This is a genomic window from Clostridium coskatii (genome assembly GCF_001675205.1).
Taxonomy (GTDB): domain Bacteria; phylum Bacillota; class Clostridia; order Clostridiales; family Clostridiaceae; genus Clostridium_B; species Clostridium_B ljungdahlii.
This window is the reverse complement of sequence record NZ_LROR01000061.1, coordinates 54,372-78,032: the sequence shown is the minus strand read 5'-3', so window position 1 is coordinate 78,032 and position 23,661 is coordinate 54,372. Positions and strand designations below refer to the sequence as shown.

The window sequence follows — 23,661 nt, the reverse complement described above, 5'->3', positions numbered from 1 at the left end:
TTCGATATATAGGGTTTCTAACTTAAAAATCAACTTATACGCAGGCATATTTTTACAATAATGAAGCTCTTTTAAATATTTTGTATATAAGTCTTAGAAAAAAATTCGTAAAAACTTAGAACTTTTGAATTGTTTGAGGTACGAGTTTTCAAAAGTTCTTAGCTTTTTTAGAATTTTTTACTTAGACTTATCAAAATATTTAATGAGCTGAAGTTTGTAAGAAATATACGGAGAATAAGTTGATTTTTTGTTTACAAATGCTATAAAAGTTTTTATAAAAATATGTATTTTATTTGCCATATATATTATAATTAAATCTATAATGTTAAAAGCGGAGGGATACTATGGGAGAATGGGAAATGTTACTCAGGCTAGTACTCTCGGGAGTACTTGGGGCTTTAATAGGATTTGAAAGAAGAAGCCACTCTAAGCAAGCAGGACTTAGAACTCATTTTGTCGTAGCAGTTGGAAGTGCCCTTATTATGCTTGTGTCTAAATATGGATTTTGGGATTTAGTTGGTATGAATTCGGTTTCACTAGATCCAAGTAGGGTAGCTGCTCAGGTTGTAAGTGGTGTTGGTTTCTTGGGAGCAGGAACTATTATTGTGGAGCACCAGTTTGTAAGAGGACTGACTACTGCAGCTGGATTGTGGGCTACAGCAGGTATTGGTATAGCAATTGGTGCAGGCATGTATATACCTGGTGTGGGAGCTACAGTGCTTATAGTTATAGGACTTGAAATATTCAACAAACTTCAAAAAAACGAGGTATATTCTATAGGAAGGGCAAATTTATCAGAAGAAGGTATTAATTCTGCACTGGATATATTAAAAAATTCAAAAATGAAAATATCTAATATTCAGGTTAATAGGCATCATAATAAAAGTAATAAGGATTTAGAAGTGAGGATTACCTTTAAAGTTTATACCAGAAATCAAAATGAAATAAAGGATATGATGGTAAATCTTCTGAAAATTCCTTACGTAAGGGACGTAAACATAGAATAAAATTTTTAAAAATAGCAAAGTTCAAATAACAAAGAACAGGTAAAGATGATTTCCATCGTATCTCACGAAATCTATAATTTTAATATTTTCTGACGTTAGGAAGAAAATTATACTTATTTGATATTTGAACTTTGAACTTTGTTCTTTTAAAATATTGCGTTGCAATATTTTTATATTAAGTCAAAATTTTATATGTGAGGAAGTTGAGCATTAGCAAACTATAATATAATATTGGAGGAAAACATATGAAAAAAATATTTAAACTGGCTTTAGGGCAAGCAATAATTTTAGGACTCGCTTTCCCTGGAACTGTATCTGCTGCTTCCAGCCATAATGTGAGCAGAATTTACGGATCAAGTAGATACCAAACCTCAATAAATATTTGTAACAACTTTAGCAGCGGGAAAGTACAAAATGTTATTGTAACTAGTGGAAACAATTTCCCCGACGCCTTAGCTGGTAGTGTGCTTTCAAAACAATTAAATGCCCCTATTCTTTTGGTAGACAAGTCTTTAAGTGACAGTCAGGATTCTATTAATTATATAAAAGATCATTTGGATGCAAGTGGAACTGTATACGTTCTAGGTGGATATGCTTCTGTAAGTGATGAATATATAAATTATATTAAATCTTTAGGGTTTAACAATATTAAAAGGCTTGGCGGAAAAAATAGATTTGACACTAATAAAGTAATAGTAGAAAATATGAATGTAAGTAAGGGAACGCCCCTAGTTATAGTTAATGGCAGTAATTTTCCTGATGCACTGAGTATATCAAGCATAGCAGGTATGAAAGGTTATCCAATAATTTTAAGTAATACAGATACACTGCCGGATGAAGTAAAGGAAAAGATAAGCGAAATAAGCCCTTCTTCTGTTTACATAATAGGAGGACAAGGTGCATTAAGTGATAATATTATTTCTGAAATAAAGAAATTGGACACAACTATAGAGGATGGAAATATTATAAGAATATGGGGAAAGAATAGATATGAAACCTCATTAAACATATGTAAATATTTTAATTTGGACAGCAGTAGTATAATTATTGCAAATGGAGAAAATTTCCCAGATGCTCTATCTGGAAGTGCTTTAGCAGCAAAACTTCAAGCGCCTATTTTACTTACTGATGGAAAGAATATTTCAACTCAAAAAGAGTATATAGATACCACAAAGTATACAGATGAAATTATACTTGGGGGAAGTGGTGCTGTAAGCGAAGATGCGGAGAATGAGTTAAAAGGAATAGAAAAGAAGCTGTTTGAAGTAACTAATGAGTATGTAGGTGAAGATGGAAAGTATTATATAGAAGGTAATTATTTAAAATATGTTACAGATATAAATGAAGCTTTGGATTATGTAAAAAGAACGGGAGATAGCAGTGTAGTTGAAGAAGATAATGGACAGTGGTTTATATTAGATGATGGCTTTGACATGACCATAAGCGATAAGGTAAAATTAGAGGTAGATAGTGATGTGAGTATAAAACTAATTCATTTTGATAGTGATGGAAATATATCCTATAATCAACCTAATTTCACTGATATGGTCAATGGTAAATATGAAGATAGGCCTGTATTTAATTTATTCATTAAAGATGGTAAAGTAATGAAAATGGATCAGCAGTTTAGACCATAAACAGAGTTCTTGGCATCAGATGGAGTTTTGACTCCACCTGATACTTAGAAATCGTTATCCAGGGACGTAGCTGCTCTAATACTCCAACTTGGAAAAGTTGGAGTATTAGAGCAGGTAGTCATCGGATAAAAGAAGAATAGGGCTATGTGTAATTATTAATTTGCAAATAGAACCTTCTTAATGTATGAAATTGGTTTTATATGTTAGGAAGGTTCTTTATATAATTTTGAATGAAAAATATCATAAAGAAGGGAAGCGAACATTTAGCAGTTTCATGTTAAGTAATTTTGCTGCTAAAATAGCATATGGAAATAAAAAATATAAAGGGAAATACATTTTGTATTGATACTAAAATGGCATGCATACCTTTTTATAAGATCAATTATAGAGAAATAATTATGATGGATTCTGGATGGCCAAGAGGAGGAGAAAGGGAAGGTATAGCTGAAGTTTTAAAAACGAATAATTTAAAAGTAGCTGCTATAATATGCACTCATGCTCATATGGATCATATAGGTAATGCTGAATATTTGAAAGAAAAGTATAATTGTATTATTGCTATGCCGGAATGTGAAGCTGTTACTTGCAGTTCAATTATTAACTTGAAATTTTATCATAATAATTATAACATGGCTGAAATTGCAAAACATTTTGGACAGATGGTTTGTAAAACAGATATTATGATTACACCTGATCAAGAAAGTATATATGTTTGTGGTGTCAAATTTAAAATTATTCATACACCAGGACATAGTGCTGCCCATATATGTGTCATTACTCCTGATGATGTGGCATATTTAGGGGATGCCCTTGTTGGATATGAATTAATGGAGCAAGCTAAAATGCCTTATTCCTATTCTCTGACGGATGATTTGAAAAGCAAAGAGAAACTTTATGACTTAAATTGTAGTAAATATATTGTGGCACATAAAGACATATATGATGATATTACAAAGCTCATAAAGGATAATATAAAATTTTATAAAGATACGGCAAATAGCATATATGATGTAATAGATAAAAATGGAAGCATGACAATGGAAGAAATTTTTAGATCAGTAACTAAAAATTTTAACATTAGTCTGGATAACAGGGTAAAATATGGATTAACAGAAACAATTTTAGTATCCTATGTGAGATATCTTAATGAAAAAGGTATGCTGGATTTAAGTATGGAGAATGGACTTTATAAATATTTAAAAAAGGCACCTATTTGTACTAACGTTTATTAATTATATAGAAAGCAATAATTATCTTGTCTTTAATAAAAATTAGTAATAATATAAAATTTGTGGATAATATGTTCTAAGGAGGAGATAGTTATTGTTTATATCATCAAAAGTAGCTCTTCAGTTTTTAAAACACAGTAAATTGCAAACCTTTGTCATAATACTGGGAATTGCAGTAGGAGTTTCTGTGCAAATATTTATAGGGCTTTTAAGCAGTGGACTTGAAAATACTATTTTAAATAAAATTGCAGGAAATTCAGCTCAGGTTACGGTTTATTCTAATAACGGCAGCATAGAAAATTGGAGTGATATAAAAAATAAGATTGTAAAAGAAGATAAAAATGTGAAAGCTACGGCACCTGTAGTTGATTCCCAGGTCTTTATTAAATTAAAGGATACTAACCAACCTGTTCAGATTAGAGGATTTATGCCTGAAGATGTAAATTCACTTTATAACATAAAAGGCAGTATATATGAAGGAAAAATGTATGAAAATAGTGGACAAGTTATTATAGGAAAGGACTTGAAGAAGAAGCTTGACTTAAAACTTGGAGATAATATAGATTTGTTTACCATGGGCGGGAAAAAGTTGACTTTAAACATAGTTGGTTTCTTTGATCTTGGAGCTGCTAAAGTAAATGGAGCCTGGGTTATTACAGATTTGAGTGATGTTCAAAATTTAATTGATTTTGGCAATAAGGCTACTTCTATAGAAATTGCAGTTAAGGATATATATAATGCGGACTTGGAAGGAAAGAAAGTAACTAAAATACTTTCTGATAATAGTCTTAATGTGCAGAATTGGAAAGATCAAAATAAATTTTTAGCCAGTGGAATGGTTGGAGAAAAAATTTGTACAATAATAATTCAATTTTTTGTACTTCTTGCAGCAGTTCTCAGTATTATAAGTATACTTGGTATAAGTGTAGTTCAAAAATATAAACAGATAGGTATATTAAAGGCCATGGGTATAAAAGATGGAAGTGCAGCCTTTATATTTTTTGTACAAGCTTTTATACTTGGAGTATTGGGAACGGCTTTGGGATTGCTTTTTACATGGTTGTACATAAAAGGGTTTAATAGATATATAGTTAATTCCGAAGGATTGCCTCTAGTTAATATAGTTGTGAACCATAAGTTTATTTTAGCATCATCTATTATTGATATAGCTGCATCAACTTTTGCGGCACTCTTTCCGGCATTTAAGTCATTTAGACTTAATCCTGTGGAGGTAATAAAAAATGGATAACATTATTCAACTTGAAAATGTAAATAAGATATATGGAAGAAGAGTTAAAAATAAAGTTTTGTCAGAAGTAAATATATCCGTAGAAAAGGGATCTTTTAATTCCATTATAGGTGCATCGGGAAGTGGAAAGACCACTCTTTTAAATATAATGGGGATGTTGGATAAGCCAACAACAGGAGAAGTGTACATACAGGGTAAAAGTATAAAAAGTATAGGGAGAAATTCAAGAGCTGCAGTGAGAAATAAAAGCATAGGATTTGTTTTTCAGTTTCATTATCTTCTACCCGAGTTTAATGCAATACAAAATGTACTTATGCCTTACAGAATAAAGCATTTTTTTTGCGGTAGAAGTGCTAAGAGAAAGGCAGAAGAACTTTTGGAACTAGTTGGACTTTCTGAGTGCAAGAAAAAGAAGGTATATGACTTATCAGGGGGACAGCAGCAAAGAATTGCTATAGCTAGGGCACTTATGAACGATCCCAGCATAGTTCTTGCGGACGAGCCCACTGGAAATCTTGATTCTACAAATGCAGAGAGTATTTATAAACTCTTTCGACAAATAAATGATAAGTTTAGTACTACCTTTATTATTGTAACTCACGATGTAAATATAGCTAATAAAACTGATAGGATAATACAGATAAAAGATGGACAAGTGCGGGATTAACCTTCACTTGTTTTTTTATCCGATGACTACCTGCTCTAATACTCCCACGCACTCTGTGAAGGCGACTATCACCAAATCAAAGATTTGGGATATCTGCTTTTCTCCAAGTGTGAGTAAAGAGCGGCTACGTCCCTGGATAACGATTTCTAAGCATCAGGTGGAGTCAAAACTCCATCTGATGCCAAGAACTCTGTTTATATTCACAAAATTTTAATTTTGAACTCCTAATACAATGGTATATACTAATATTGAAGGGAGTATGAGTAAAATGGACGAAAAAAAGGAGAGAGAAATGGAAGAATTAGCTGAGGAAATTGACATAATATTTTCAGTTAAAGATAATATTTCTCAGAGTGAAATAAATAACTTCCTAAATAAATTTACTGAGTTATCGGAAGATGATATACGAAAAAAAATATCAGAAATTACTGGAGATAATTCCTATATAGAAAATTCGTCTTCAGATCAAAACGATAAAAACTCCACAGAGAATATAGATTCTGAAAGCTGCAGTGAAGTAAAGGTTGAAGATTCTCCAGAAGAATTGGATGAAGATAAAATTGAAAATGTAAATGATGATTTACAATTACATATAGATGAATTACCTGAGAAATCAGAGAATAGTAAAATTAAACCTGTTTTTGATGATGGAAACATTCCGGATGTACCCTTTGTAAGAGCAGAAATAAAATATGGGCAACTGTCTCTGGAATGGGGATGGCCAGAAGGTATAGACAAAGTACTTTTATGCTGCAGGATGGATAGGTTTCCCGAGGCATCCTCAGATTCCAGTGCTTCTCATGTAATCATAGAGAGAGAGGAAGACTTTGAAACAGGAGATTACACCATAAGTAAAATAGAAGAAGGAAATTATTATTTCTGTATTTATGCTGTGGTGGAATATGAAAACAAGACATTGTATTCTGAAGGTCAGAGAAGGCTTGTGGTAAATAAAGTACCTCAAGAAATATTTTATGAAATAGACTTAAAAAAAAGCCTCTTGGGTAAATTAAAATCTGCTAAGATAAGCTTGTCTGCACCATCTTCTAAATCTTCTTCAAAGGACGAAATAGAACTACCACAGCTTGTTTTAATCAGTAAGATAGGGAATATGCCTATTCAAAAATCTGACGGAGAAACTTTGTTTAATATAGATTATGAAACCTTAAAAAATGATGAAATCATGGATTTTGAGTTGCCTATTGAAAATATAAGAAAAAATATGTATGTGAAATTATTTTTTGTAGATGACTCTAACAGCAAGTTATACAGGATAGTTTCGCCAGCTAAGGAAAAGCTGTACTTTAAATAGAGAGAGGAGGATTAATTGTGAAACTTAACTTTAGAAAAAAAGATGATTATATATGTCCCTATTGTTTTTCTAAACATGCTTTAAATGAAGTGAATTTTATATGCAAAAATGATCCTGATTTATGTGAAAATGCAAGAAACCTAACGCCTATAAAGCCAAAGAACGTTGAGGACAAAAATGAAATGCCGGATTATGTGTTTTGCAATGAGTGTGGGCAGAAAACCAATATAAAAGTATGCCCAACCTGTAATCAGGAACTCCCATATTCAATTGGAGAATATGATAATTTAATATTTGCAGTAATTGGTGCAAAGGAGGCAGGAAAAAGCCATTACATTGCAGTTTTAATTCAAAAGATAATGAATGAGATAGCTTCAGCCTTCAATTATAGTCTTTCAGCAGTTGATGATGCTACTATGAATAGATATAGAAATGATTTTTATAATCCTATTTTTAAGAGAAATGAAATTATAGGAGTAACTCATTCTGCTAAAACTGATGCCTCTGTAAAGCAGCCTCTTATATATAATCTTGTTTTTAAGGATAACGGAATATTTGGAAGCTTTTTAAAAAGTAAGAAGATAAGCAATGCAGTTACTATTGCTTTTTTTGATACTGCAGGTGAGGATTTAGATTCTGAAAATACTATGAAAACTGTAAATAAGTACATATATAATTCTTCAGGTATAATATTTTTGCTTGACCCTCTTCAGCTGGAGGAAGTCAGGAGAAAGCTGCCTAAAAATATTAAATTGCCGCAGCAAAATACAGAAATAGAAGACTTGCTTTCTAGAACGGCAAACCTTATTAGAAAGGCAAATGATATAGGAATGGATAAGCTTATAGACATACCTGTGGCTGTGGCTTTTTCAAAAATTGATGCAGTGGAATCACTGATTGATCCATCAAGCTGCATAAATTATCCAAGCAGCCATGTAAGTAAGGGATATTTTGATTTGGCAGATTTTGAGGATGTAAATGGAACAATGGAATCTTTAGTCAGGAACTGGGGTGGAGAAAATTTTGCAAATCAGCTTAGTTCAAATTTTAAAGAGTACGCTTATTTTGGATTGACAGCTCTTGGATGTAATCCTGAAAGTAACAGGATAGCTAAGCTTAGACCACATAGGGTAGAAGATCCTTTTTTGTGGCTTCTCTATAAATACAAATTTATTAAGGGAGAAAAGAGGAAGTGATAGATAATGGCAGTTCAGCAGCTTTTTTATACGTCCTGTAAAAAGGGCTTGTCCTCTGGAATGGGATTTCAAACTTATTCCATGTCAAAAGGTATTACAGACAAAGAGAGAATGGAAATAGAAAGCCACTGCATATACATACCGCCTTCTAATCTTCCAACACAACCTACCAAAGAAGAGATAGACAGGTTGTTTCCTATATCTTTTTCTTATTTTAGACTTGAAAGTGAAAAGTACTGTATTTCACAAATTAAATATGTGGGAAAAGATTATTCAGAGAGATATGGAAATTACTTTTGCCATGTACTTATATCGAATAATGCTTGGGAGTTTTATCCTATAGAGCTTTATGAATCGCCTGTTTTTAGAGATTGTTTGAGTGAAGAAGAAAAAAATGCTGTTGAAATAGATTATCTTCCTGAAATTACGGAGATTCCACTAGGAAATGTAGTTGATTTTGATGAAATAAGTAATTTTTTAAAAGGCAGTGGAGGAGATAGGGGTAAGAAATTTACAAGTCTTTTAGAACGTGTTGTGACGTATAATAGTTCCAAAAAAAGAATTATACTTGCAGATGTAAAAGAAAACATTCCTTTTTGGATTGGGTCAGTTTGTATGTCACTACCTAAAAAGCTGGCACTGCAATTTAGTTTTACTACTTACAGCTATAACCCAGATAATACAGACTATATACTCTGCGGTATAAGTAAAAATGGTAGCAAATTTAATTTTGCAGACAATCGAAAGATGTATGAGTACAGTGCTATGAATTTTTCAGAAGATTGTCCAAGGAGCAAAAGCAGTTTTTCAAAGCGGGCTGAAGTAGGATACACTGTTTCAAAAGAAGTGTTCCTGCCTTTTCTAAAATTTTTAGATCAGTTTGAGTACAATAAACTGGATGAAGAAGTGGATAATTGTGTAACCCTTTATAATATAGTAAAAAAGGGACTTGAAAAATGCAGTATAGAAGATGTGAAAAAAGCCCTCAGCTTTGCAATTAAATATAAATCGGAAGAGGCCTATGAGGAACTCTTTCATCAGATTGATGCAAGACTTGAAAAGATAAGTACACAGGTGGATGTCCAGCTTTGCTATATGATAACTACATTTTTACTTAAAGTGTCTAGAGACATAGGTGATGATAATTATATAGTAAAGGCTTATAAATTTTTCTTTGACTCTCTTGATTATATTGCAGTTTATAGCAAAGATACGGATATTTATGAAATGTTGAATTTGCGTAAAAGAATGGCACAGGATGAAATGGATAATATGGGTCAATTTTTAGAAGCTTCGCTGAGTCCAGATAGAATAAAAAGTATTCAAAAGGATATTAAAGAAAATCCAGTTTATTATTCAATTTCTACAATATCAGATATAATTTACTCCGGGTACACTTTTAAAGATAAAAATGTTACTTTGCTTTTAAATAACTGTATAAAATTTTTAATAGCATCTGAAGACAACACTTTATATGTGCTCAATTATTTTAAAAATGATTGTGAGTGTATCTCAAAAATTATTATTAGAATTTACTGCATAAACTATTATTTAGGTAGAAACGAAACTATTTTGGATTTGCTTGCGAAATTTGTTGTAGATGAGGGAAACAGGGATGGTAATTGGAAGAAAAAAGTCTATTCAAATATGTACAACCTTCCAAACTCCTATAATTTTTTATTTTCTCTATATGTTTTTCAATTAAAGAAAAATATTGAAAATCAGGACTTTTTTACAAATTACTGCAGTGAAATATTCAACTCTTTTGAAGAGTACAGAAGTGAAAAATTTTCAGATGCTTTTAAATTGTATTTGGAATTTTATCATGGAGATGACGCAGCCCTTGAAAGTTACAAGGGAATATTGAATTATATAATTGATAACTTAAATATGCACATTGTGGATAAAAAAGTAATGGAGAAGTTTATAACGGATGTAGAAGAAAAATTAAGTATAGATAATGCAGTAGAAGAAAATGGACTTATTGAAACAATTTTAAAATTAAAAAGAAAGTATAATATTACAACTATCTGTAATATATCAGAACTTTTGTATATTGGTAAGAGAATTGAAAATCCAGATATGGACTACAATGAAAAACTTCTTAAGAAGGTTAAATATAACTTTTCACATATGAGTGAGGAAAAGTATAGAGAATACTTAAGCTGGCTTTTACCTAATATATTAGTGCAGTCTTCTGGCTCTGCAGGCCATATAAAGGTAAAAAAGACTTTTTTTTGTTCCAAATATGAAGATACCTTTTACGATGTATATGTTAATGGTATAGAGGATATACTTTTTACAAAAAAATATAAAAACTTAATGGGTTCTCGATACAATGATAGGTATAAAATATTTTTAGATTTTTTCATAACCTTATATAAAAATAAGAAAAATTTAAGTGAAGAAAGGGAAAATATTATATATAATAGAGTAATAGAAATACTTATAAAAATTTCTCAAAAAAAGTTAAAAGAGTATACTGCCTATATTGTTGATAAGACGAGTAAATTAAAAAATCAAGTTTACATTAGAGAAAAGTGGCTTGAAATTGAAAAAGAAGCAGAGGAAAAGGGCAAGAAAAAGGGTATACTTGATCTTTTTAAAAAATGATTTAGAGAGGTGTTATTTACTGTGAAAACTAGAGCTAAGATGGTTCTCATTGCAGTTTTTGTGTATGTTCTTCAATTGGGTTTTATACCTTCACAAAAGGTATATGCCAGTACATCATCTCCAAATGTAGATGTAGTTTTTGTGCTTGATTCAAGTGGGTCTATGAAACAAAGTGATCCAGAGGAGATAAGGACAGAAGCTATAAAGATGTTTTTGGATATGGGACAGGTACAGGGAAACAAGGCAGGACTTGTGGCTTATTCAGATACTATAATAAAAGAACATAACCTGGATGCAATAAATTCTGAATCGGATAAAGAGAGAATAGAGGAAATGGCTTCTAATATACCTCTTGGGCAGAAAACCGATATTGGAAGAGGTCTTTTGGAAGGTGCAAAGGTATTAGATAGTGGACATGACAGCAATAATAGACCACTTATAATACTGCTGTCCGATGGCAAAAATGATTCTCAAAGGAGTGCCAGTGAATCTTTAAAGGATTTAAATAGTGCAATAAGCACATGCAAAAGCAAAGGTTATCCTGTGTATACTATAGGACTCAACTATGATGGAACTGTAGATAAAGCACAGTTAACTCAAATAGCCAGTGAAACAAAGGGAAAAAACTACATAACCAATAAGGCATCAGACCTTACAGATATACTAAAGGATATATATGGAGACAGTGCAAATGTAAAAGTTCAGGATCAGGGAAATATTGTGGCTGATGGAACCTTTCAGGATTTTAAAATAAATGTACCAGGGTCAAATGTTTTGGAAGCCAATATATCTATGGTTACAGACAACCCTTTAGAATTAAAGCTTATAAACCCTTCAGGTAAGGAAATACAGATACCTTCAAGTGATGTGGTTTTTACAAAATCAAAGAAGTATTCAGTACTTAAGATTGTAAAACCTGCGAGCGGTCAGTGGAATCTAAAGGTGAAAGGTGTAAGCGGAAGTAATATAAAGATAAGTTATGTATTTAACTATAAAAATCAGGGAAACCAAAGTTCTGTAGATAAAAACATTCAAGGCGATAAGTCTGTATTTAAAAGTCCAAAGGTCATAGGAGCAGCTGCGGCTGCAGCACTAATTATTATAGGTCTTGCAGCCTTTGTACTGATGAAGAAAAGACGTGTACAGGGATTTGGAAGACTAGAAATTCACATTAAGGATGAAAGTACTAGTGAGGTTCTTTCACCTCAATTTAGAAATTTGGATAATTACAGCGGAAGTTTTACACTTTTTGAAGTCTTAGGATTAAAAGAAGAGTATGCAGAAACAGAAAATATAAAATTCATATTTAAAGAAGATGACAGCATAGAACTTGTAAATAAGTCAGGCTGTGTACTGCAAAAGTCTGGTAGAAAGCTTGAGGAGGGTTCTAAGCTACTCCTTTATAACAGGGATAAAGTAACAGTGTTTTTAAATAAAGTAACAAAGAGTATAACATTAGAATTTCACTCAAAATAGTGTCAAAGGGAGGTAGAATATGAATACTAGAGTTAGGGAACACCTGGAAGACCTTGAAGTTAGCAAAGGTGGAGGAATAATAAGTGATAAGATACGTATAGAAACCATACCTAATCCAGTTCTTGTAATAGGACTTGGAGGAACAGGTATAGATGCTATGCTGAGATTAAAATATCAAATAAATAAAAGATTTGTGCTAGAACAGGACAGTATTTCAAATACAAGAAAAGATAAACCCAAGAAAGTTGAGTTCTTAGGTTTTGAAACAAATCAGGGAGAAAAAAATAAAAGATATCCCATGAATGGTGGGGTAGGACTTGATCCTCAAAGTGAACTTGTCATGCTTTCAAATGCAGAAGTTAGGTCCATATTAAACGATCGTAAGATACTAGATGATTGTATAAAAGAGTGGCTGGCACCAGAGTTGTCTTCTGAAAGTGGTACTGATGGTGCAGGTGGAGTTAGACAGGTTGGCAGACTGCTGCTTTTTACAAAAATTAATGAGATTGTGGATTGCTTAGAAAAGAAAATAAGACTTCTTCAGGAAGACACAGAGGAAATTTTACATGTGTTTGTACTTTCTGGACTTTCAGGAGGAACTGGAAGTGGAACCTTCATAGATATTGCCTATATAGTAAGGGGAATAATGAATAATATTTACGGAGCAAAAGGCGATGACAAGGTAAATATTATGAGCTATTTATTTATGCCAGATGTTAACTTATCTAAGACTTCTGACAACCAATCTGCACAATCCTATATTATAAAAAATGGATTTGCAGCACTTAAGGAACTGGATTATCTTATGGGTATTGGAGACAGACATGAGAGGTTTACTCAAAAATACAGAAATAGGCTTACAGTGGATTCACCTATGCCTCCTTTTAATCTGTGCCATCTTATTTCTGCTACAAATGTAGACGGCAGACCTATGAGCAATGCCTATGACTACTGCATGAATGTAACTGCAGAAAATATTGTAAACTTCATGTCAAATGAGGTTAGAGAATCTGGAGGAGTATTTGCAATACAGGATTATATAAGCAACTTGAAGCAGAACACGGATAATATGGCAAAACCATATATGGCAAATTACAAATATGTAATGATAGGTGCCTCCTCTGCAGTACTTCCTCTTGAAGAAATTACTACTTATATGGCATATAAACTTTTTGAAAAAATACAGTATATGTTTGAGAACATGCCTAAAGAACAGGAAATAGATCAGTTTATAAGAAAGGCAAGATTAGATGAGGATGCTGTAATAGACAGATTTGAAGAGCATCTTCAAAATAGAAAGCCACTAACAGGTTATAAAAACAGGGAAAAGTTTAATTATGACAATGTAATAAAAAAGCAGTCCGTGAATATAGATGAAGAGATGAAGGAGTACTTGAGGGACTGCACAAATGAATATGATAAAGTAAAAACACAGTATCCGGGCGAAATTTTAAAACTGGTTAAGGATATGGTGAATCAAATTTTTAAAGACCCTAAAAAAGGACCTTTTTATGCATCCAGGGTGTTGTTTTCAGATGGATTTTGTGTTGTAAGAACTCTAGAGGCACAGGTAACTTCTTTAAATGAAAGACTTATGAATATTTCTACGGAAATAAAGTCTGCAGAAGAACTAGCTGAGGATAAGTTTGTAGAAGCTAGAAAAGCCCTATTGTTTACTAAAGAAGGCAAAAAAAATGATTACATAGAGGCTAAAAGTGAAGAGTATTTATTAAAATCTGAAGAACAGAGAATAATGAGGATGGCTGATTTTTACAGCAGTGTAATTGAAGAGCTTAGCAAACTGAATAACAGTATTTATAGGGTATATACTGAAATATTAAATGAATTGAACAGGATATTTAAAGAAGATGGAGACGTACTTGTAAAGGGAGAGGAAATAGAAGGAGCTCTTGGAAGAACTTATTCCTGGACAGTAGTAAAAGTGCCGGATTTAGTGGATTATATTGAAAAAGTTGTGAATAAAGAAGAAGCAGATGATATTGTAAGGAGATTTTCTGAGAGACTTTTAGAGGAATCTGAGAAATGGATTGACGAAATGCATATTGATGTAGTTGGCTCAATTTCAAGTTTTGTCTCAGAAGAATACGGAGATGTAATAACAAAGTCCATGGAAGATTTCCTTGCCTTAGAATACGGAGAAGATAAATCTATAATAAATATAGTTAAAGATGAAATTGCACCAAAGCTTGATAGAGACGCAGTGCCTATTTTCCATTTAAGTAATACGGAGGCATTGAATTTCCCGGCATGGAGCATGGTTTCAGTGCCTAGAAATGCAAAGAAAATTCTTGAAGGAATTAAGGAATATAAGAAAAACTCTAATAAAGGCAATGCCATTAACATCAAGGAGAGTATGGTTACAAATAGGATATTCTGGCTTAATACTAAAAATGGAGTTCCATTGTATTCTTATGCTCCTATAAAACATTACGAAGAGATTTATGAAAAGACTATGTTTGAACGGGATGGAATAGGAAGGCATTTATATCAAAATGGAGAGAAAAATTGGGTATACCTTCCATCACCTATTCCAGAAGAAGCTTGGGGTACAACTTATGTAAATGATAGAGTGAAAGAATATAATGAAAAAGTAAGGAATCTCTTTGACAGAGCCTTAGAACTTGGATGTATAGTAGATACCCAAAAGGGAAGCAATGAAAGATACAAGTGTATTATTACTGAAGAATTTGATATAGATGATTTTATGAAAAATTATAATATGGATATGAAAGGTGACAAAATAAATATAGGAGAGGTAAAAAGGGCCATAGGGGATATGAACAAACTTATTCAGGATAAGCTGACCCCTGTGCAAGATAGTGACAGCCAGAAATATTATATTTATGAAAGCAGCAGCAGCGAAAAGGCTAAAATTGATCTGATAAGAACTCCAGAACTTACAGAGCTTGTAAAAAAAGAGGTGGAAAAGTATGAAAAAATAATAGATAAGAAAAAGGAGCTTGAAAATATAATATCAGATTTGAGCAAAGCTGAAGCTAATGTAGATAGTTTTTTAAGGGCACTTTATACGGAAACTATAATAAAGAAGGGTTTGCTTTATGTCTATAATGGAAGTGAAGACAGCAAAGTAGATATAGAACCTTTTATAAATGTATTAAAGCAAAAGGAATATCAGTATAAGGCTATATTTGATAAATATGAGACTTTAGATAAGGGAGAAAAGACTATTGTAGATAAAACTTCAGATAGAAAGTTAGAACAACTTTCCACAGGAGATGGAGTTGAAATTCTAAAATTGAAAGTAAGTTCTATTATAGAAGAAGTGAAATCATCTGTTGGTGAACTGGACACTAGAAAGTATCAGATGGTAGAGGGTGATAAATTGTATGCTTTTTATACTGACATACTTTCAAGACTTCAAGAAGTACAAAAATTGCTGGCTTAGATAATATGGATCTGTAATTGGGAGGAATTTTCATGGAAGAAGTTTTAAAAAATTTTGTGGAAAAGTATGATTTAAAGGTGGAAAAAACAATATACGACGGTGACACTAAAAGAAATGTGAATAACCCCATACTTTTCCTCTTTATAGGAGATAGTACTGAAGATGCCTATGAGTATATTAGAAATAGTATAGATAAAAAATGGGATAATGGCAGAGGTGCAGTTTTTATAAATGTTTCCACAAAATCTGTTAAAGACACGGATAATTCTTTTAACATCCAGCTCCATGAAGATTTTAAAAATAAAAAGACGTTGAGAAAAGATATAAGAGATAGATTTTATAGTAATAAGGAAGATCTTAAAAATTTAAATGGAAAAATTACAGAAGCTAGAGATAAATTGTTGTCAGAGGGGGACATGTTTAACTCCTTTGACAGCATAAATATTTCTGTAATTACTACGTCTAAGGAACCATTGAATGTAATACTTACAGAAGTAACTGTACTTTTAAAAAAGAGGATGCTGGAGGTATTTAAGCTCAGCTCTGCAGATCTCTATGTTTTGATTAAAAGTCAAAATTTAGAGGATGAGGTCTATGAAGGGGCAGTTACAGTAGGATTTTTTAGGGAAGTGGAATATTTTCAAAAAGATAACTTTAGGTTTAAAGAAGACATAGCTGTTTATGGGGACGAGACACAGCTTAATGTTACCTGGGAAGGACCTTTATTTTATCTTACCTATGTGCTGGAAGAAAAAAATGAGAAGGGCATAATTCCTAAAGGTTCCATGGATAACAACTATGAAATAATTTCCTATATAAATCTTATGAAAAATAGGGAGGCATCATCCAATGCCTATTCGGATACGGAAAATCAGTACTACGACAACAATATATTTAAATCAAACATAAGTTATGATAATTCTATGAATAGGTATATTTCAGCAGGACTTTCACAGGTGAGAAGACCTAATAGTGCCATTGCTATTTCTGTGCTTGGAGCATTTTATGAAAGAATGTTAAAGGAAATGAATACACTTTCTAAAAAGCAGCAGGAATTTATAAATGAAATTTTAAAAATTGATGAGGCAAGTATTGAACTGCAAGTTGAAGAAATACTTCCTGAGGGAGTAACAATAGAAGACATGCAGGGGATTATGACAGATAATTTAAAACAGGTAGAGAAAAAAATATCAAGTTTTAACTTAAGGGAGATAGAAGAAAAGTTATATGACGATAGATGCGAAAAGTTTTTCTTTGAAAACTTTCAAAAGCCTTCTGAGGAATCGGTGAAAAACTGTGATTTAGAAAATAATATGAGGACTTTGATTAGAAAAAATATACTTGAGGACAATAAGCTTAATTTATATTGTGCCTTTAACTGGACCTCGGAGGAAGGAGAAACTGTAAATTATATAAGAAATAGAAGAGATTCTATTTTGAAATTTGTAAGTAAGTTAAATGATGAAATTAAGGATATATATGAGACAAGATTTGCTCCTAGCTTTGGTATTAAAAGTTTTTTTTCAAAAGGTGCCCAGGTAAAGGAAGCTCAGGAGAAAATATTTTTAGATATATACGGTAGAAAACTAGAAATACTGAAATTAAATATATCAAAGAAAATTCTTGATATTTACGAGGATATACTTTTAAAAGTTCACAGTGAAATTTCAAGTTACATAAATAGGGTAAAGGATATAGGACAGACAATAAAAAGTTGTGAAAATAAAGTTATAGAAAAACAGGATAAATATACAGCTCAAAATGTAAGGGCTTATTATAAAAATGTAGTAAATGATATATTGGATAAACTTGAGAAAAATTTTGGAAAAGCTTTTTATTTAGAAGATAAATACCTGGGAAATACAGTAGAGAATTTAAAGGAATCGGATGAAAAATTTCTGGGGAAGATAATATATTTTTGCACTAAATATATTTTAAGTGAGGATCAGTTTAAAAAATCTTTTGAAGAAGAATTTAATGAAAGGGCCAATGTGAATGTTCCTAATTTGGAAACTAAGGTGCTTTCAAAAGAAGAACTATATCGAAAACTCTACGACATGTTGGATAAAAATTCAGCTTTGAAAATTTATATAATGAATTATGATGTAAAGCCCTACATGGAAAAATACTTTTTTGGAGATTACAGCAGTGACTTTATAAAGTATGCTTTTGATTTTGACAGAAAAACCAGAAATTATAAAATAGGATACATAGATGAAATAAAGAGCAGTGGTATTGAAAAATTGAATTTAATGGGTGGTTTTGGAGCAAAGGATATTATTTATGTAAGAAATTCAATGGAATTTTATAATTATTGTATGGAAAATGGATATTTGATCCATGGAGTAGATGAGAAATTGCTGCCAGAAATAAACTAGCATAGAGATTGCAGCTTAAAATTTGACTTATAAATCATATAATGATAAATTTCATCACTATAAAAACTTTTAATAAGTCTAAAGTTCGATATTTTGAAAATCTAAGAATCTTAGCTAAACTCGTACCTCAAACAATATCTAAGCTTCTAAGATTTTCTAAAATATCTCACTAAGACTTCTAAAAAATTTTTTAAATGTGATTTCAATTTTATCATTATATGTTATGTATAAGTTCAAATTTAGGCTGAAAATCCCATGCAGCAGTATTTCTGAAGAAGTTTCAACTTAATTAGAAGTTGAGAATTGAAAGTGGAGAGTGAATGAAGGTTTTTCTCCACCACATTACGGAAAACCTTAAATTTAAAGCTCATTGAAGCGAAGCTTTAATGGTATTATATTTTAGATTTTCTGCAGTGTTAACGGAAGAAAATCATCCATAACTGTCAACTCTCAATTCTCAATTTTCAACTATATTTGTCATTGAAAGAGCGTATAAAAAATTATTTAAACTTTGATATTTGAACTTTGAACTTTGTTATATGAGGTAGGAGGGGTATCCAGTTGGTAGAAAAAAGAATAAATTTAACTATGACCGTTATGAGTTTAATAGGAGGCATCATAGGATTTATTGCAGGGGAAATTTTTATAAATGCTTATAAGTACAAGATGAGTGGAAGTTTGCTTATGGGGTTTTACTTTGGAATCATAGCACTTTGCATAGGTACTTTTTGTCTTGTAGGAGAGATGATAAATCCAAGGCTGAATGGAGTTGGGTGGAAAAACAATTATTTAAAGACTTCTTTTAAATTTTTGATTCCCTGTACTTTTATTGCAATTTTTGTATTTGGCATGCTTTTTCAATTTATATATGAAAGCAGCGGATTGAAGTTTCAAAAGGTGAACGATATAGTTTTTGTAATAGATACGTCAGGAAGTATGGCAAATACTGACCCTCAAAATGAAAGATTTTCTTCGGTTTTAAATCTTATGGATAATATGAACACACAAAATAGGGTTTCAATATATAAGTTTGACGATACTTCAAAGAGAATAATACCTATGACAGAGGTTTCAGAGTCTCTTAAGAAAAATGCTGAGGAAGAGTTGAAACAATATGAAATTCCAGCTGGGAATACTAACATGGGAGAAGCCATTGACAGTGCTTATAATGAAATAAATTCAACTAAAAGACCTGGAAGAAAGGCTGCGGTAATTTTGCTTTCAGATGGTGAAGACAATTTTGGATTAAATAAAAAATTTGATGAGACTCTTAAACCTTTTAAAGACTCAAATATTTCTATTTACACAATAGGTATGTCTAATGAAAATAACTTTACTACCTTAAAGAAAATTGCAAAAGATACTCATGGAGAATATTATAATGTAAAAAATGCCAGTGATTTAAAGGGAACCTTTAGTAAGATATATTATGCAACTCAGCAGAGGTTATTAGTAGACAGAAGAGATGGATTAACTGAATCTTCTACTTTATATATGATACTTAGAGTACTTTTAATTACAATTATATCTGGACTTATAACAATGTCTACAAGTTTTGTATTTGATAATAAGAATTTACTTAAGAGATTTTTAATAGGTGGAATTGCAGCTGGATTTTTAGGAGGACTTATCATGGAAGTAGGATTTTTAAATTCTCCAGATCATGGTTCTCTTTATAGGGCACTTTTAGTTATTATGATTGCACTTATATTTACGCTAATTCCAGTTATAGTTGATATAAAGGATTATTCTAAAAGCAGTTATTTGAGAGGAAATCAGAGGACTAGTTTTGACAAAACTAAAGGTAATACTTTTAGGTAATTATATTTAGAATTGGGTGGTAGGTTAATGAAGATAATTGAATTTGAAGATAGCTCCAATGAAATATGTGAAATTAGCTGCGAAGTTGAGAAAGACAGGCTTTATATAAGATGGAAGTGGCCTAAAAATACAGATATAGTGTATGTAATGAAAACTGACAACTTAGATGATCTTTCCTTGAATGATGCAGAGTTGAAAAGTGCAAAATTATATACTATGGAAGAGTATAAGGAATTCAATGGGTATTGTGAGAGCATTAAAGAAATAAATCAGTATAGGTACTATGTTTTCCCAGCTATTGAAAGTGATGATGATATACTTTTTGTAAAGCAGAATAACGGTAAAAATCAAATTGTAGTGAGTACAGGGAAACCTGACATATATTATGACATAAAAGAAGTAAAATCTCTAAAAGGGTTATTTTCCAAGGATAAAAAATTACAGATAACTATAAAGTCAGAAATTCCTCTCCATAAGGATGTATTGTGCTATGTAAAAAAGAGAGATTCTTATCCTGTGAACAATAAGGATGGTATAAGTTTTGATTTTATCTGTGATATTCATGTGGGCATAAATGAGATGCCAGAAATAACAGTAAAAAAAGATGAATATGTAAAAGTATTTATAAAGAATGTTGATAAATACGGTGGTAGTTATAGATTAAAACAGATATAGCTTTGTAGGTTGTAAGTAAAATTTTACTTATTCTCTGGATATTTTACAACCTTCAGCCCGTTAAATATTTTGATAAGTCTAAGTAAAAAATTCTAGAAAATCTAAGAGCTTTATAAGAGAACTCACATTTGTAAGATATTATTAATAATGGATGATAGGTGGTAAAACATGAAAAAGAATAAATTATTTGCATTAATAAATTTCTTAATTATTTTCTTAACATTTTTTATAGGATTTGAGGTTATCAAACTAAAAAGTAATCTAATTAATTATATTATACTTGGAATAGTAGATGGATGTCTATTGTACTTATACCCGAAACTATTTGATAATTAGCAATATTTGAATTTAAAATGAGTAATCTTTGTTAGAAAGGGGAAAAAAATAAAATTTTCCACTTTCAATTCTCAAGTACTCTAAGACATTTTTATTAGCGATTTATGAGAGAGTTCACATTTGTAAAATATTACGAACGATGCAAGAGGAAATGTTAATACTCTGAGACAATTTTGAAGGAATTATAACTGTCAGTAATGGGGGCATGGTAAATGTACAAGACAATAAATAATTTACTCAGTTTTTTTACTATCATAGTTTGTATTGGATTTGGGATGCCGTTCATGGGCTTGCTAAAAGGTAGGAGAGGTACAGACTCTCTTTTTCATTATAACAAAACTATGTATTTCAGGGTTTCATTAATTGGAATAGTTATAGCGATACTATTCATAGTTATCTGCATTGTCTTAAAAAAGAAAATTAGGGCTATGGAATGTAAAATAAAATACCTACCTTCTTATACTGCACCTGTAGTTAAATATACACTATTTAAAAGCAAATATTCAGTTGTCTTTAGTATAGATGGTAAGAAATATAGACATAAATTTGAAGCAATAGGAGTTAAGAAAGTTTATGACTTTAAGCAAGGTTCTTATGTAAGATATAGGATTTATAAGGATGAAATTATTCCTGAAAAATTTTATTTAGCAATTCCTAAGTATGAGAAAGGTATTAAAAACAAGTGGACTTATTTAAGCAAAAATCAATATAGAAAACAATGCTAAGTCACATTAATATTAATTTTTAACTTACAACATTCATAAAAAATTTTAGTACACAAAGGGGATAATTAATTGATTAAAAGATACTTTGACTTAGTTCATAATATTCTTATTATGTGACTTAAAAGTAAATTATGATGAACTAAAATTGGTAATCTTATAGGGGGATAATATGTTTATAAGGAAATCAGCTCGAGCCGCATTAATTAGTAGTGAAAATAAAATATTGTTATTCAAATTTAAATTCCCTAAAATTCAAAGCGAGAAGGTTTTATGGGTAACTCCTGGTGGTAGAGTTGAGGAAGGCGAAAACTTTGAACAAGCATTAAAAAGAGAATTATTTGAAGAGACAGGCTTGGTATTCGATTCAATAGGACCTTGGATATGGACAAAAGAAGTAGTCTTTAATGGCAAAAAAGGAGATTTTGTTAGTTATGAGAGGTATTATCTTATTAGATTAGAGAATACAGATATATCCTTTAAAAACATGACACTCAATGAGGTAAGAACTTTAAAAGATTATAGATGGTGGAGCCTAGATGAGATAGTATCATCGAACGAAGAATTTTTCACGCCACAAATTGGTAATCTTCTTTTGGAGATTATTGCTGGAAATATACTCAATAGTCCAATAAACATTTATTAAATAATATAAATGTGTAATATTCTTTTATTATTGAACAATGGTAAAATATCGTGAACTGAAGATTATTTGAATTTGGGGGAAAATGGTTTATGGAATATAACATAGAATTTTGGAATGTATTAGATAGTCTTGTGCAAGAATCGGAGGTTGTTATTGATAGGCCCAAGGGAACAGTTCATCCCAAATATCCAGATTTCCTTTATGAAATAGATTATGGTTATCTAAGAGGTACTTCATCAATGGATGGTAGTGGAATTGATATTTGGAAAGGAACAGACAAGGAACAAAAAATAGATGCGATAATGTGTACTATAGATTTAATAAAAAAGGATTCAGAAATTAAAATATTAATTGGATGTACTGAGGAAGAAAAAGAAAAGATTTATCATATTCATAATGATTCAGCAAATATGAAAGGTGTCTTAATTAGAAGGTTTTAAATTCAATACAAAGTAAGATATGAATTAAAATTTATTTTTTTTACTGGTGAATAAATAGGAGGATTAGGTTCCAGACATTATTATAAATTCTATATATGTTCTTTGTTATTTTTAAAAGCTTTGTAGGTTGTAAAATATCTTTGCGTATAAGTTCAAATTTTACTTAAAATCACATATAGATCGTAAAGTTTATAACTGAATTTATGTTTTAGAGAATTTAATTCACACTCGTAAAATTATATGTCTAAATTAGTGTGCTTTAATTAAATAGTATAAAATAGTTGTAAAATTAAAGTGGATAAAAAGTGGTAAACACTTTAAAGTGGAGGATTAGTAAAATGAGAAAGAAGAAAAAATTAAATATTTTTGCCTTAATAGTTATAATAATTGGAGGAGGAATGGCATTATATAATAATTATTTCCATAATATTGACTCAAATAGGTATTTATCAAGCATAAATGAAGATAAGAGCATTGACTATAATGGAACTCACAAAAGTGATAAAAATAGTGAAAGTTTTGATTTCAAAAAATTTGATGGAAAGTGGTCTTTAATGCAGTTTACATCTAACAAAGGTAATAAAATAAGTATTAATGATGATACAAAAATCAGTGAAGGAAAATTTTACATTGTTATTTTAGATTCAAAATATAATATTATAGCGAAAAAAAATGAATTAAAAGACAAAGGTAATATAAATTTTACTACGCCTAATGATGGAAAATATTCTATTAGAATTATCGGGGCAAATGCAAGTGGTAATTTTGCCATAAACGTAAGTGCCAGTAATAATATAGATATTTCTCATAAGGATTTTTTTGATTAATCA

At 30.9% G+C, this 23,661-nt stretch carries 18 protein-coding genes; all 18 read left to right on the top strand.

The features are described from left to right. The first annotated feature begins 344 nt into the window (after positions 1-344). The 18 genes from CLCOS_RS15710 (at position 345) to CLCOS_RS15630 (ending at position 23,658) form a co-directional block, all read left to right on the top strand. On the top strand, positions 345-1,007 hold the full coding sequence (locus CLCOS_RS15710) for an MgtC/SapB family protein (protein ID WP_013237244.1): 663 nt from the start codon (positions 345-347) through the stop codon (positions 1,005-1,007). A gap of 245 nt (positions 1,008-1,252) precedes the next feature. Then, a complete protein-coding gene (locus CLCOS_RS15705; RefSeq protein WP_023162768.1) occupies positions 1,253-2,644 on the top strand; it encodes a cell wall-binding repeat-containing protein in 1,392 nt (463 codons plus the stop codon). Positions 2,645-2,949: 305 nt separating this feature from the next. Continuing rightward, positions 2,950-3,876: an MBL fold metallo-hydrolase gene (locus CLCOS_RS15700; RefSeq protein ID WP_023162769.1), complete on the top strand. Its 927-nt coding sequence runs from the start codon at positions 2,950-2,952 to the stop codon at positions 3,874-3,876. Positions 3,877-3,967: 91 nt separating this feature from the next. Further along, entirely contained in the window at positions 3,968-5,122 is a 1,155-nt protein-coding gene (locus tag CLCOS_RS15695; protein ID WP_023162770.1) for an ABC transporter permease, read from the top strand. After that, positions 5,115-5,789 (top strand): ABC transporter ATP-binding protein, encoded by a 675-nt coding sequence (locus CLCOS_RS15690; protein WP_013237248.1) that lies wholly within the window; start codon positions 5,115-5,117, stop codon positions 5,787-5,789. The genes CLCOS_RS15695 and CLCOS_RS15690 overlap by 8 nt, the downstream gene beginning before the upstream one ends. Positions 5,790-6,057: 268 nt before the next feature. Beyond that, a complete protein-coding gene (locus CLCOS_RS15685) occupies positions 6,058-7,101 on the top strand; it encodes a hypothetical protein (RefSeq protein WP_023162771.1) in 1,044 nt (347 codons plus the stop codon). Positions 7,102-7,118: 17 nt separating this feature from the next. Continuing rightward, complete coding sequence (locus CLCOS_RS15680; protein WP_023162772.1) at positions 7,119-8,297, top strand: zinc ribbon domain-containing protein; 1,179 nt, start codon at positions 7,119-7,121, stop codon at positions 8,295-8,297. 6 nt (positions 8,298-8,303) lie between these two features. Further along, complete coding sequence (locus tag CLCOS_RS15675) at positions 8,304-10,910, top strand: hypothetical protein (RefSeq protein WP_063601386.1); 2,607 nt, start codon at positions 8,304-8,306, stop codon at positions 10,908-10,910. Between the two features lie 21 nt (positions 10,911-10,931). Further along, entirely contained in the window at positions 10,932-12,386 is a 1,455-nt protein-coding gene (locus tag CLCOS_RS15670) for a vWA domain-containing protein (protein ID WP_013237252.1), read from the top strand. A gap of 19 nt (positions 12,387-12,405) precedes the next feature. After that, positions 12,406-15,813 (top strand): tubulin-like doman-containing protein, encoded by a 3,408-nt coding sequence (locus CLCOS_RS15665; protein ID WP_063601387.1) that lies wholly within the window; start codon positions 12,406-12,408, stop codon positions 15,811-15,813. 32 nt (positions 15,814-15,845) lie between these two features. Further along, positions 15,846-18,191 carry a hypothetical protein gene (locus CLCOS_RS15660; RefSeq protein ID WP_063601388.1) on the top strand — a complete coding sequence of 782 codons (2,346 nt, stop codon included), beginning with the start codon at positions 15,846-15,848 and terminating at the stop codon, positions 18,189-18,191. A gap of 561 nt (positions 18,192-18,752) precedes the next feature. Beyond that, a complete protein-coding gene (locus tag CLCOS_RS15655; protein ID WP_063601389.1) occupies positions 18,753-20,012 on the top strand; it encodes a vWA domain-containing protein in 1,260 nt (419 codons plus the stop codon). Positions 20,013-20,039: 27 nt separating this feature from the next. Then, the gene (locus CLCOS_RS15650; protein ID WP_063601390.1) at positions 20,040-20,687 is read left to right on the top strand and encodes a hypothetical protein; all 648 of its coding nucleotides are present in this window, start codon (positions 20,040-20,042) and stop codon (positions 20,685-20,687) included. Positions 20,688-20,855: 168 nt separating this feature from the next. Then, the gene (locus tag CLCOS_RS22515) at positions 20,856-21,023 is read left to right on the top strand and encodes a hypothetical protein (protein WP_023162780.1); all 168 of its coding nucleotides are present in this window, start codon (positions 20,856-20,858) and stop codon (positions 21,021-21,023) included. 212 nt (positions 21,024-21,235) lie between these two features. Then, positions 21,236-21,748, top strand: a complete 513-nt coding sequence (locus tag CLCOS_RS15645) for a hypothetical protein (RefSeq protein WP_013237257.1) — start codon at positions 21,236-21,238, stop codon at positions 21,746-21,748. A 169-nt stretch (positions 21,749-21,917) separates the two neighbouring features. Beyond that, complete coding sequence (locus CLCOS_RS15640) at positions 21,918-22,391, top strand: NUDIX hydrolase (protein ID WP_063601391.1); 474 nt, start codon at positions 21,918-21,920, stop codon at positions 22,389-22,391. 89 nt (positions 22,392-22,480) lie between these two features. Continuing rightward, positions 22,481-22,831 carry a hypothetical protein gene (locus CLCOS_RS15635; RefSeq protein ID WP_013237258.1) on the top strand — a complete coding sequence of 117 codons (351 nt, stop codon included), beginning with the start codon at positions 22,481-22,483 and terminating at the stop codon, positions 22,829-22,831. A 338-nt stretch (positions 22,832-23,169) separates the two neighbouring features. Beyond that, positions 23,170-23,658, top strand: coding sequence for a hypothetical protein (locus tag CLCOS_RS15630; RefSeq protein WP_063601392.1), 489 nt, complete (start codon positions 23,170-23,172; stop codon positions 23,656-23,658). Positions 23,659-23,661: the final 3 nt, after the last annotated feature.